At 69.9% G+C, this 12,520-nt stretch carries 10 protein-coding genes and 1 riboswitch; of the genes, 9 read left to right on the forward strand and 1 reads right to left on the reverse strand.

From position 1 onward, the window contains the following. Nucleotides 1-10: 10 nt before the first annotated feature. Entirely contained in the window at nt 11-1,234 is a 1,224-nt protein-coding gene (locus AW273_RS13530) for an aminotransferase class III-fold pyridoxal phosphate-dependent enzyme (RefSeq protein ID WP_062348639.1), read from the forward strand. Here AW273_RS13530 and AW273_RS13535 read toward each other — a convergent pair. Next, the gene (locus tag AW273_RS13535; RefSeq protein ID WP_062348640.1) at nt 1,221-2,318 is read right to left on the reverse strand and encodes a GNAT family N-acetyltransferase; all 1,098 of its coding nucleotides are present in this window, start codon (nt 2,316-2,318) and stop codon (nt 1,221-1,223) included. The two genes, AW273_RS13530 and AW273_RS13535, sit on opposite strands and share 14 nt — an antisense overlap. Nucleotides 2,319-2,379: 61 nt before the next feature. Between AW273_RS13535 and AW273_RS13540 the strand changes: the two genes are divergently transcribed. From AW273_RS13540 to AW273_RS13575, 8 genes are all read left to right on the forward strand, one after another. Beyond that, entirely contained in the window at nt 2,380-3,243 is an 864-nt protein-coding gene (locus AW273_RS13540) for a tRNA (adenine-N1)-methyltransferase (RefSeq protein WP_062348641.1), read from the forward strand. Nucleotides 3,244-3,450: 207 nt separating this feature from the next. Continuing rightward, nucleotides 3,451-5,214, forward strand: a complete 1,764-nt coding sequence (gene arc / locus AW273_RS13545) for a proteasome ATPase (RefSeq protein WP_062348642.1) — start codon at nt 3,451-3,453, stop codon at nt 5,212-5,214. Between the two features lie 624 nt (nt 5,215-5,838). Beyond that, nucleotides 5,839-7,026, forward strand: a complete 1,188-nt coding sequence (locus tag AW273_RS13550) for an acyltransferase family protein (protein WP_198168133.1) — start codon at nt 5,839-5,841, stop codon at nt 7,024-7,026. 75 nt (nt 7,027-7,101) lie between these two features. Then, nucleotides 7,102-8,619, forward strand: a complete 1,518-nt coding sequence (dop, locus tag AW273_RS13555) for a depupylase/deamidase Dop (protein ID WP_083949741.1) — start codon at nt 7,102-7,104, stop codon at nt 8,617-8,619. A 148-nt stretch (nt 8,620-8,767) separates the two neighbouring features. Beyond that, nucleotides 8,768-8,911: riboswitch (cobalamin riboswitch) on the forward strand. Nucleotides 8,912-8,954: 43 nt separating this feature from the next. Continuing rightward, nucleotides 8,955-9,137, forward strand: coding sequence for a CbtB domain-containing protein (locus AW273_RS13560; RefSeq protein WP_062348741.1), 183 nt, complete (start codon nt 8,955-8,957; stop codon nt 9,135-9,137). Beyond that, nucleotides 9,137-9,817, forward strand: a complete 681-nt coding sequence (locus AW273_RS13565; protein WP_062348645.1) for a CbtA family protein — start codon at nt 9,137-9,139, stop codon at nt 9,815-9,817. Before AW273_RS13560 ends, AW273_RS13565 begins: the two co-directional genes overlap by 1 nt. 151 nt (nt 9,818-9,968) lie before the next feature. Continuing rightward, nucleotides 9,969-10,454 (forward strand): histidine phosphatase family protein, encoded by a 486-nt coding sequence (locus AW273_RS13570; RefSeq protein WP_198168134.1) that lies wholly within the window; start codon nt 9,969-9,971, stop codon nt 10,452-10,454. A gap of 43 nt (nt 10,455-10,497) precedes the next feature. Then, nucleotides 10,498-12,519, forward strand: a complete 2,022-nt coding sequence (locus AW273_RS13575; protein WP_062348742.1) for a VWA domain-containing protein — start codon at nt 10,498-10,500, stop codon at nt 12,517-12,519. The last annotated feature ends 1 nt before the right edge of the window (nt 12,520 follow it).

A 12,520-nucleotide genomic window follows, 5' to 3' on the forward strand; every position in this document is an offset into this window, starting at 1 on the left:
AGATCCCCCCATGTCCCTGGACGCCGATCTGCGCGCCCGCGCCGCCAAGGTCATCCCCGGCGGCATGTACGGTCACCTCAACGCCGCCCTCCACGGCGACACCTACCCCCAGTTCTTCGTCAGGGGCGACGGCGCCCGCCAGTGGGACGCCGACGGGAGGGAGTACGTCGACCTGATGTGCTCCTGGGGCCCCATGATCGTCGGCCACCGCAACCCCCGCGTGGAAGAGGCCGCCGCCCGGCTCCAGGCCCAGGGCGACTGCCTCAACGGGCCCGGCCCCGTCATGGTCGAGCTCGCCGAGCTGCTCGTCGACCTCATCCCGGCCGCCGACTGGGCCATGTTCTCCAAGAACGGCACCGACGCCACCACCCAGGCCCTCATGGTCGCCCGCGCCGCCACCGGCCGCACGAAGGTCCTGATCGCCCACGGCGCCTACCACGGCGCCGACCCCTGGTGCACCCCCGGCCTCTCGGGCGTCACGCCCAACCAGCGCGCCGACACGGTCGAGTTCGCCTACAACGATCTCCACGACGCCGAGCGGGCCGCCGCCGAGGCCGGCGACGACGTCGCGGCCATCCTGGTCACCCCCTTCAAGCACGACTCCTTCGAAGACCAGGCGCTCGCCGAGGCCGGCTTCGCCCGCGGCGTCCGGGCGCTGGCCGACCGGCTGGGCGCGGCCCTGGTGATCGACGAGGTCCGGGCCGGCTTCCGGCTCGACCTGAGGGGCACCTGGGAGCCCTTCGGTGTACGTCCCGACCTGTCGGCCTGGTCCAAGGCCATGGGCAACGGCCATGCGATCGCGGCCGTCACCGGCGCCGAGGCGCTCAAGAACGCGGCCCAGACCCTCTATTCGACCGGTTCGTTCTGGTTCTCCTCGGCCGCCATGGGCGCGGCCAAGGCCACGATCGAGATCCTCCGGGAGTCGGGCGGGCCGGCGCTGATCGAACGCGCGGGGGCGAGGCTGCGTACCGGACTGTATGAGCAGGCCAAGAGCCACGGCTTCACGATCAACCAGACGGGCCCGGTGCAGATCCCGTGGCTCTCGTTCGACGGCGACGCCACTTTGGAGCGGGGGGTCTTCTGGGCGGCCGCCTGCCTGGCCGAAGGGGTCTACGTGCACCCCTGGCACAACTGGTTCCTGTCGACCGCCCACACCGACGCCGAGATCGATCGCGCCCTGGAGGGCACCGACGCCGCGTTCGCCGCGACCGCCCGGCGCTTCAGCGGAGTCTGAGCCACTCCACGTTGTCGGTCCAGGTCCCGTCGGGGCCGGGCAGGTACTCCTTCTGCGTCTGACCCCGGGTGAACCCGGCCCGCTCCAGCACCGCCTGGGAGGCCAGGTTCCCCGGGTCGGTGCCGGAGGTCAGCCGCCGCAGGCCCGCCTGCGTGAAGGCCCACTCGGCCAGCAGCCCGACCGCCCTGGTGACCATGCCGCGGCCCCGGAAGTCGGGGTGGAGGCTGTAGCCGACCATGGCCTCCCGCATGGGCGGGGTCAGGTGCGAGAGCTGGATGTCCCCGGCGAAGGCCCCCGTCTCGGCGTCCCGGATGGCCATCTCGGCCTGGACGCCGGTCAGCCAGCGGTATCCGGCGCCGGTGCACCGGTAGAGCGTCTCGGCGAACGGCGGCGCCTCCGGCGGCACGCGATAGCGCACCACGTCGGGCAGCGACGCCAGCGCCTGGTAGGCCGGCGCGTCGCCGGTCGTCAGCATGGTGATCGTGACGACGCCGTCGGTCAGGCCGCCCTCGGGCAGGAACGGCAGGAACGGCCTGATCGGCTCCCCGGAGTCGCCGGGCAGCCGGCCGAACAGGGCCATGTCGGCCCGGCCCCCGCCGGGGATCGGCCCGCCGCCGCGCTGCAGCCCCTCGTGGCGGAACCCGCCCGCCAGCGCGACCTTCTGCGAGCCCAGGTTCTCCATCTCGGCGACCAGGTGCAGCCGGGGCACCCCCTGCTCGAACGCCCAGGTGGCGACGGCCCGCAGGGCCGCGGACGCCACGCCCTTGCGGCGGGCCCACGGGGCCACCCAATAGCCCACCTCGACGTTGCCGAAGCGGTCGGGCAGGTGCAGCCCGATCGCCCCGTCCAGCTCGCCGGTGGCGGCGTCGACGACGACGAACTCGGCGCCGCCCGTCCTCCACCGCGCCTCGGCGATGTCCAGCAGCCAGTGGCGGGCGTCCGCCTCGGTGTAGGGGCTGGGCATGGTCGGGATGAAGCGCTGGGTCACGGGATCGGAGCAGGCGCGCGCGACGGCCGGGACGTCGGCCTCGGTGGCCGGCCGGAGGAGGATCGGTCCGGCTGAGATGGTTTCGCGGGGGTACATGGCCCCTTGCTACCAGTCGTCCGAGTCGGGGGACAAACGTTTTGCCATTAGCCTTGCCGCCATGGGTTTTCGCAGGCACGGCCCGTTCCAGGCCGGAGATCAGGTTCAGCTCACCGATCCGAAGAACAAGCGCCACACCGTGACGCTGAAAGAGGACGGTGTCTTTCACACCCACAAGGGGTGGATCGCTCACGCCGACCTGATCGGGCAGCCTGAGGGCTCCGTGGTGCGCTCGTCGGGCGGCATCCAGTATCTGGCGTTCCGCCACCTGCTGTCCGACTACACGCTGTCGATGCCACGCGGCGCGGCGGTGATCTACCCGAAGGACTCGGCGCAGATCGTCGCGATGGCCGACATCTTCCCCGGCGCCAAGGTCGTGGAGGCCGGCGTCGGGTCCGGCGCGCTGTCCTGCTTCCTGCTGCGCGCCGTCGGCACGGAGGGCTCGCTGACCTCGTACGAACGGCGTGCCGACTTCGCCGAGGTCGCGACCAGGAACGTGACCAAGTTCTTCGGCGGCGAGCTCAAGCAGTGGCGTCTGGTGGTCGGCGACTTCAACGAGGCCCTCGACGAGACCGACGTCGACCGGATCATCCTCGACATGCTCGCTCCCTGGGAGTGCGTCGACGCCGCGGGCAAGGCGCTCACCCCCGGTGGCGTGATCTGCTGTTACGTGGCCACCACGACCCAGATGTCAAGGACCGTCGAGACACTTCGCGATCACGGGAGTTTCACGGAGCCCCACGCGTGGGAGACCCTGATTCGCGACTGGCATGTCGAAGGTCTCGCCGTCCGTCCCGACCACCGCATGGTCGGGCACACCGGCTTCCTCGTCACCGCCCGCCGCATGGCGGACGGCGTCACGCCGCCGCCCAGGCGCCGCCGCCCGGCAAAGGGGGCGTATGGGGAGGGTACGGAAGACCAGTGACGATTTAGCGGCGAAACGGGAAACTTGAGTGACAGCGGGAACAAACACCCTGTTCCATGTGCTCACCGAGATAAACCCTCCGAAAAGGCATCAACCATCAAACACTCCACGTAACTAGACGAACACCAGTGGGCTACGTTTTTCAAGGCCGTCAGATTGGTAGGGACTTGAGTAGTCTTTCCTCTACTGGGAAGGAGGTGACGGGGCGTGGCAGCTCGCGATGACGCAGAGGCTCGGGCCGCGCAGCGCGAACGGGAGGTCGCCGACCTCACAACACAGGTCTCCTTCCTTCAGGAGGAGATCACCGCGTTGCGCCGCAAGCTTGCGGAATCCCCCCGCCAGGCACGGGTGCTGGAGGAGCGTCTCCACGACGTTCAAGCTCAGGTGGTCGCCCTCACAGGCCAGAACGAACGGCTCGTGGCCACCCTCAAGGAGGCCAGGGACCAGATCGTCGCCCTCAAGGAGGAGGTCGACCGGCTGGCGCAACCGCCATCCGGCTTCGGCGTGTTCCTTGAGGCCAGAGAAGACGGCACGATCGAGGTGTTCACCGGCGGGCGCAAGCTCCGGGTGAACGTCAGCCCCGCCGTCGACGCCGAGTCGTTGAAGCGCGGCCAGGAGGTCATGCTCAACGAGGCGCTGAACGTCGTCGAAGCCCTCGGCTTCGAAGACGTGGGCGAGATCGTGATGTTGAAGGAGCTGCTCGAAGACGGGCAGCGCGCGCTCGTGATATCGCACGCCGACGAAGAGCGCGTCGTGAAGCTCGCCGAGTCGCTGCTCAGCCAGCCGATAAGGTCGGGCGACTCACTCCTGCTCGAACCGCGTTCGGGTTACGTCTACGAGCGCATTCCCAAGTCGGAGGTCGAGGAGCTCGTCCTCGAAGAGGTGCCCGACATCTCTTACGACGAGATCGGCGGCCTGCGCGGCCAGATCGAGCAGATCAGGGACGCCATCGAGCTTCCCTACCTGCACGCCGACCTGTTCCGGGAGCACAAGCTCCGCCCGCCGAAGGGCGTGCTGCTCTACGGCCCTCCCGGTTGCGGCAAGACGCTCATCGCCAAGGCGGTGGCCAACTCCCTGGCCAAGCAGGTCGCGGAGAAGACCGGCCAGTCGGGCAAGAGCTTCTTCCTCAACATCAAGGGCCCCGAGCTCCTGAACAAGTACGTCGGTGAGACCGAGCGGCACATCCGCCTGGTCTTCCAGCGGGCGCGTGAGAAGGCGTCCGAGGGCACCCCGGTGATCGTGTTCTTCGACGAGATGGACTCGATCTTCCGCACGCGTGGCTCGGGTGTGTCGTCCGACGTCGAGAACACCATCGTCCCTCAGTTGCTGTCGGAGATCGACGGCGTCGAGGGCCTGGAGAACGTCATCGTCATCGGCGCCTCCAACCGCGAAGACATGATCGACCCGGCGATCCTGCGGCCCGGCCGCCTCGACGTGAAGATCAAGATCGAGCGGCCCGACGCCGAGGCGGCGAAGGACATCTTCTCGAAGTACCTGATCTCCGACCTCCCGCTCCACCCCGACGACCTCGCGGAGCACGGCAGCAGCCGTGAGTCCACGATCGCCGAGATGATCCAGCGGGTCGTCGAGCGCATGTACAACGAGATCGAGGAGAACCGCTTCCTCGAGGTGACCTACGCCAACGGTGACAAGGAAGTCCTCTACTTCAAGGACTTCAACTCCGGCGCGATGATCCAGAACATCGTCGACCGGGGCAAGAAGATGGCGATCAAGCAGTTCCTGGAGACGGGCCAGAAGGGCCTGCGCATCCAGCACCTGATGGCCGCCTGCGTCGACGAGTTCCGGGAGAACGAAGACCTCCCGAACACCACCAACCCCGACGACTGGGCCCGCATCTCCGGCAAGAAGGGCGAGCGGATCGTCTACATCCGCACCCTCGTGCAGGGCAAGCAGGGCACGGAGGCCGGCAGGTCAATAGACACGGTGGCCAACACGGGGCAGTACCTGTAGGAATTGCGAAAACGGCACGTTCTCCCGTCGCGGGAGACGTGCCGTTTTTCGTTTGTGACGCCGTGATCGTCGGTGGGACGTTGTAGCGTTGCCCGTTGTGCGGTATTGGTGTGGAAATAAACCTGGCGGAATGAAGTGACGGGCGGGGCGTGGAACGGGGACCGGCGATCCGGCCCCGGCGGCGCGTGGCCGGGAACCCCGCGGCAGCCGGGCGACGCCCGGGTGTGGCCGAACACGCCCGAACCGCCGAGTGCCCCCGGGCCGCAGACGCCTTTACCGGCCGGATGGGGCGGTGCCGAGCCGGTGACGGACGCGCGCGGGTGGCCCGCGGAGGCGCAGACCGGTGCGTCCCACGGAGTGGCAGCGCCGGGAACCCGGCCCCAGGCGTCGCAGACGCGTTTCCCGGATGGATCGGGCGGTCCCGCGCCGGTGCACCCCCACACGTCACAGATGCCTTTGCCCGGGGGGTGGGGCGCGTCTCAGCCGGGCCAAGGGCCGGAGTGGCCGAGTGGGCCTGAGGGGCGCTCTGGAGACGCACGGGTGTGGCCGGACGGGTCCGGGATGGGTGCGCCTTCGCCGGTCGAAGGGCGACCCGGGACCTGGGGCGGGGGCGCGGAGGCGCCGGTGACCGGGCAGTGGCTGGGATTGGGCGCCGATCCTTCCGAGGCGGCGCCCTCCGGGCGGGGCGGCCGGCGGGGCCGGGGTGTACCGGCGGCGAGGCTCGCGCCGCCGGTGCGGCAGCCCCGGCTGGTGGAGCTCGACCTGTTGCGGTTCGTGGCCGCGTTCGCGGTCATGGCGTTCCACTACATGGCGGCGTCGCGGTCGCTCTGGGACGAGTCGCCGGTCGTGCTGTTCGAGCCGGTCAAGTACTTCACCACGCTCGGCATCCTCGGCGTAGAGCTTTTCTTCCTCATCAGCGGGTTCGTCATCCTGATGAGCGCCTGGGGGCACAGCCTGCGCAGGTTCGCCGTGTCACGGTTCGCGCGGCTCTATCCGGCCTACTGGTTCACCGTGATCGCCTTGTACGTGCTCTACACGTACACGAGCGTCGAGTACTTCAGACCCAACCTGGACACCGTCGGCTACGTGATCAATCTCACGATGTGGCAGGAGGCGTTCGGCGTCATCCCGGCCGGGGGAGTGTTCTGGTCGCTGTGGGTGGAGCTGAAGTTCTACTTCCTCATCTCCATCGTGGTGATCATGGGCGTCGACCTGCGGCGGGCCATGGGGTTCATGTGGGTGTGGCTGGCCGCGGCGATCTTCGCCGAGTGGTTGCAGAACGACCTGGTCACCGAGATCGTCATGCCCCGGCAGGCGCCCTACTTCATCGCCGGCATGGCCTTCTACCTGATCTACCGCGAGGGCTCCACCGTCACCCGGTGGGGGTTCGTCCTGGTCGGCTACGCCTGCTCCCTGTACGCGGCCCTGGAGCGCATGCAGAGCCGCATCGACCTCGTGGGGATCAAGAACTTCCCGGCGCCGCCGCCGGCCGTCATCGCGTGGATCACGGTCATCTACGTGCTCATGGCCGCCGTCGCCCTCGGATGGCTGCGCTGGGTGCGGTGGCGGGCGCTGACGACGGTGGGGGCGCTCACGTACCCCCTTTACCTGGTACATCAGAACGTCTCGGCGGTACTTATCCCGGAATTCCGGGAATCTATAAATCCGTGGGTGCTCGCCGGGGGCACGATGCTGGCATCGATTCTTCTGTCGTATGCTGTATACCGGCTTGTTGATCGCCCAGGTCAGCGGTTGCTGCGCCGTCTGATGGGCAGGAGCCCAGTGGAACAACGCCAGGCATCGGTGCCGTAACTGTCTGGTGGCCGGGCATAGTGAAGGGGCTAGGCTCGGGATATAAACGGCGGAACGACAGGCCATGGGGTGCGCATGACAGTCCGGCGGGTGATGGGCATCGAGACCGAGTACGGAATTTCCGTGCCCGGTCAACCAGGTGCGAATGCGATGGTGACCTCCTCGCAGGTCGTCAACGCATACCTGGCGGCCTCGGCCGCGCGCGCCCGCCGCGCCCGGTGGGACTTCGAGGAGGAGAACCCCCTCCGCGACGCCCGGGGTTTCGACCTCGCCCGTGAGGCGGCCGACTCCAGTCAGCTCACCGACGAAGACCTGGGCCTCGCCAACGTCATCCTCACCAACGGCGCCCGGCTCTACGTCGACCACGCCCACCCCGAATACTCCACGCCCGAGTGCACCAACCCCCGGGCCGCGGTCATCTGGGACAAGGCGGGCGAGCGGGTCATGCACGACGCGGCCGTCCGGGCCTCGGGCATGCCGGGCAACGCGCCCATCCAGCTCTACAAGAACAACACCGACTCCAAGGGCGCCAGCTACGGCTGCCACGAGAACTACCTGATGCGCCGGGCGACCCCGTTCGCCGACATCGTGCGCCACCTGACCCCGTTCTTCGTCTCCCGCCAGGTCTTCGCAGGGGCGGGCAAGGTCGGCATCGGGCAGGACTCGCGCGGCGACGGCTACCAGATCTCGCAGCGGGCCGACTTCTTCGAGGTCGAGGTCGGGCTGGAGACGACCCTCAAGCGGCCGATCATCAACACCCGCGACGAGCCCCACGCCGACCCGGAGAAATACCGCCGGCTCCACGTGATCATCGGCGACGCGAACATGTCCGAGATCTCGACCTACCTGAAGCTCGGCACGACCTCGCTCGTCCTGGCCATGATCGAAGACGGTTTCCTGACGGTCGACCTGTCGGTCGAGTCGCCGGTCGCCGCGCTGCGGGCCATCTCCCACGACCCGTCCTGCAAGCACATCGTGACGCTGCGGTCGGGCCGGAAGATGACGGCCGTCCAGCTCCAGATGGAATACCTGGAGCAGGCCCGCAAATACGTCGAAGACCGCTACGGCTCCAACGCCGACGAGATGACCAAAGACGTGCTCAACCGGTGGGAGTCGGTGCTGACCCGGCTCGCCGAAGACCCGATGCAGCTCTCGCGCGAGCTCGACTGGGTGGCGAAGCTGGAACTCCTGGAGGGCTACCGCACCCGCGACAAGCTCCCGTGGTCCCACCCCCGGCTGCAGCTCGTCGACCTCCAGTACGCCGACATCCGCCCCGAGCGCGGGCTCTACAACCGGCTCGTCGAGCGCGGCCGGATGCAGCGCCTGGTCACGGAAGACGACGTGGAGCGTGCTATCGAGACGCCGCCCTCCGACACCCGGGCCTACTTCCGGGGCCGCTGCCTGCGGCAGTACAGCGAGTCGGTGGCCGCGGCGTCGTGGGATTCGGTGATATTCGACATCCCGGGCCGCGAGTCGCTGCAGCGTGTGCCGACCCTGGAGCCGCTGCGGGGCACCAAGGCCCATGTGGGCGACCTGCTCGACCGCTGCCGCACGGCGGCGGAACTGGTCGCGGCCCTGACGGGCGATTCGTGACCTGAGGTCACGTCCGGCGACGCTGGAATTCCCGCGAGCCCGGGGCCATTCGGCCCCGGGCTTTTCCGTGTGCGGGATGCTTCGCGGGTGCTCCACCCGAGATGCTGATCTACTTAGTAAAGGGGTCGGATCGTGCCGCCTTGACGGGTTTTGGCATATCGGGGTACGTTCGCCGGGAATTGTGGCGGCGTGAGGGAAACCGGTGAGAGTCCGGTACGGTCGCGCCACTGTGATCCATCGCCGATGGAGAGTCGATGGAGAGTCAGGTCACCACCCGCCACGTTGATCTACGACAGGGACGCGTAATCCCGGAGGAGGATCGTGGCGTGAGCCAGATGTCCAGCTCCCCAGTAATTCCCGTTCGCACGCTGCTGCCGTGGTCGGCGGCGGTGCCCGTACTGCTGATCGTCGCCTATCTGGTGACGATGGACTCGGCCGGCGTGCTCGCCCAGACCGGTGACCTGCTGCATGAGCTCATGCACGACGGTCGTCATCTGCTCGGCGTGCCCTGCCACTGATGATCAGAGACTTCTTCCTCCGGGGCCTCGGCGCCGGAGCCGTCGCCGGGCTGCTCGCGGGACTCTTCGGGTTCCTCGTCGGGGAGCCCTCCATCGACCAGGCGATCGCGATCGAGGAGGCCGCCGCCGGCGTGGGGCACTCGCACGCCAACGAACTGGTCAGCCGAGGTGGGCAGGCCTTCGGGCTGTTCCTCGCCACCACCCTCTACGGGCTCGTCGTCGGCGGGTTGTTCGCGCTCGCCTACGCCTTCGTCAAGGGCCGGTTCGGGCCCGCGAACGAGCAGGCGCTGGCCGTCACGCTGGCGGCCGGGGGGTTCCTGGCCGTCGTGCTCGTGCCGTTCCTCAAGTATCCGGGCAACCCGCCTGCCGTCGGCGACCCGGACACCATCGGGCGGCGGACCGTCCTCTACCTGGTGATGCTCGCCATCGGGCTCCTGGCCCTCGGCGCGGGGGCGGTGATCCACCGGCGGTTCGGGTGGGTCGCGGCCGTCCCGGCGTTCCTGGTGATCGTCGGGGTCGCGTACGCGGTGCTGCCGGCGATCCAGGAGGTGCCGGCGGAGTTCCCCGCGGTGCTGTTGTGGAACTTCCGGGTGTCGTCGCTGGGCGTGCAGGCCGTGCTCTGGGGCGTGCTCGGATCGGTGTTCGCCCTGGTGTCGGCGCGGCAGCGGGTTCGGCTCTGACCTCGCGCGGGGACGGCGGCCACGCGACCGGCCGCCGGCCCCGTACCGGTTCCACCTGGTGCGAAAGCGGTCGCATCAGGGCCGGTCGGCTTAGCGGCTGCGGTGTTCGTCGAGCGAGCAGCCCGGGAGGCGCTTCGTGAAGGCGGTGCGTGTGACGTTTGTGGCGCATGCCCTGACCGCGAGCCAGCGGGACGGGGTGTTCCCGCCGGCCGATGAGCCTGCCGGGCTCGCCTCGTTCGGCGCGCCGACCGGGGCCGCCCGCGTCGTGCGCGGGCCTGAGGCCCGGTGTGATCTGGTTCCCGGGGCCGAGGTCGTGCCCGCGTTGCGGGATCTCGACATGGGGAGCTGGGCGGGCGGGCGGCTGGCCGATATCGACCCCGCGGAGCTGGCCCGATGGGTCGGGGATCTCGGGGCCGCGCCGCACGGGGGCGAGTCGGTGAACGATCTGGTCGTCAGGGTGCGGGGGTGGCTTGAGCGGTTCGACGGCGGGACGGTGTTCGCGGTCACGCATCCGGCCGTCGTGCGGGCCGCCGTGTCCGTGGCCACGGGGGCGGACTACCGGCGGCTCGACGTGCCGCCGCTCGGGCGGGCGTCGCTCACCGGGGTGGGCGGCCGGTGGAATCTGCGGTTGCAGTGAAAGGAAGTCGGGAGTGACCTATCCGTTCAGCGCGGTCGTCGGGATGGACGACCTCAAACTCGCGCTCATCCTGAACGCCGTGTCGCCACGGGTGGGCGGGGTGCTCGTCCGCGGGGAGAAGGGCACGGCGAAGTCGACGATCGTGCGGGCGCTGGCCGAGCTGCTCCCGGCCGTCGACGTCGTGCCGGGGTGCCGGTTCGCCTGTGACCCGGCGGCGCCGTACGGCCAGTGTCCCGACGGACCCCACGGCGGCGGGCGGGAGACGCGCCGGGCGCGGCTCGTCGAGTTGCCCGTCGGCGCGTCGGAGGATCGGCTCGCCGGGTCGCTCGACCTGGAGAAGGCCCTGGCGCACGGGGTCGCGGCCTTCGAGCCGGGGCTGCTGGCCGCGGCGCATCGGGGGGTGCTCTACGTCGACGAGGTCAACCTGCTGCACGACCACCTCGTCGACCTGCTGCTCGACGCCGCCGCGCTCGGGACCTGCTACGTCGAGCGCGAGGGTGTGTCGGTGCGGCATGCCGCGCGGTTCCTGCTGGCCGGGACGATGAACCCCGAGGAAGGGGAGTTGCGGCCGCAGCTCCTCGACCGGTTCGGGCTGACGGTCGAGGTCCGCGCGTCGCGTGACCCCGGGGAGCGGGCCGAGGTGATCCGCCGCCGGATGGCCTGCGAACGCGACCCCGACGGGTTCGCCGCCGACTGGGCCGCCCGGGAGGGGGAGCTCGCGGCGCGTATCGCCGAGGCGCGCACGCGGGTGGAGTCGGTACGCCTGCCCGACGCCGCCCTCAAGCAGATCGCGACCGTGTGCGCGGGGTTCGAGGTCGACGGGATGCGCGCCGACCTGGTCACCGCCCACGCGGCGGTCGCGCACGCGGCGTGGGCCGGCCGGGACCGGGTCACCACGCGCGACGTCCGCGAGGCGGCCCGCCTCGCCCTGCCCCACCGCCGGCGGCGGGACCCCTTCGACGCGCCGGGCCTGGACGAGAACAAACTGGACGAACTCCTCGGCCAGTTCCCGGACGACCCCGACGACACGGATCCACCGGATCAGGGTGAACGGGACGACAACACGATCGACGGCGACCGCCAGAGCGACCCGAGCGACCCGAGCCGACCCGACCGGGCCGATCAACGCCAGTCGGAACGAGACCGAGCCGACCGAGGCCAGGCGCATCACGGCCAAGCCGATCAAAGCCGAGCCGATCAAAGCCAGGCGGAACGAAACCGAGACCAGGCACATCACCGCCAAGCCGATCAAGGTCGGGCTGAACAGGGCGATGACGAACCAGGCCGACCAGATCCAGGTCCGGCCGAGTCGTTCCAAGTGGCGGGCGCCCCCTACAAGGCCCGGGTCTTCTCCGTCCCCGGGGTCGGCGCCGGCGCCCCCGGCCGTCGTTCCCGGGGCCGTTCCGCCAAGGGCCGCACCGTCGGTTCCCGCACCCCGAAGGCCAAGGTCACCCAGGTCCACCTCATGGCCACCCTCCGCGCCGCCGCCCTCCGAGGCCGGCGGCGGGGCCCGGTCCGGGCCGCCGACCTGCGGGAGGCCGTCAGGGAGGGCAGGGAGGGCAACCTCGTCCTGTTCGTCGTCGACGCCAGCGGCTCCATGGGCGCCCGCAAGCGCATGGGCGAGGTCAAGACCGCCGTGCTGAGCCTGCTGCTGGACGCCTACCAGCGCCGCGACAAGATCGGCCTGATCACCTTCCGGGGCGACTCCGCCGAACTGGTGCTCCCGCCCACGTCCTCGGTGGAGGCGGGCGCGGCCCGGATGCGCCTGCTCAGGACGGGCGGACGCACCCCCGTCGCCGCCGGTCTCGTCAAGGCCGCCGAGGTGCTGGCGGTGGAACGGCTCAGGGACCCGGCGCGGCGGCCGCTCGTGGTCGTCGTCACCGACGGCCGGGCCACCTCGGGCGACGCCGACCGTGCCGCCGCCCTCCTCAAGGACACCGCCTGCGTCGTCGTCGACTGCGAGTCGGGGCCGGTCCGCCTGGGGCTGGCCGCCCGGCTGGCGGTCCGGTTGACGGCGCCGGTCGTGGACCTGTGCGATGTCGCCCACGTCATGAAAGCCGCGTGAG

Origin of the sequence: Herbidospora yilanensis (genome assembly GCF_001570565.1) — a bacterium.
Classification (GTDB): Bacteria; Actinomycetota; Actinomycetes; order Streptosporangiales; family Streptosporangiaceae; genus Herbidospora; species Herbidospora yilanensis.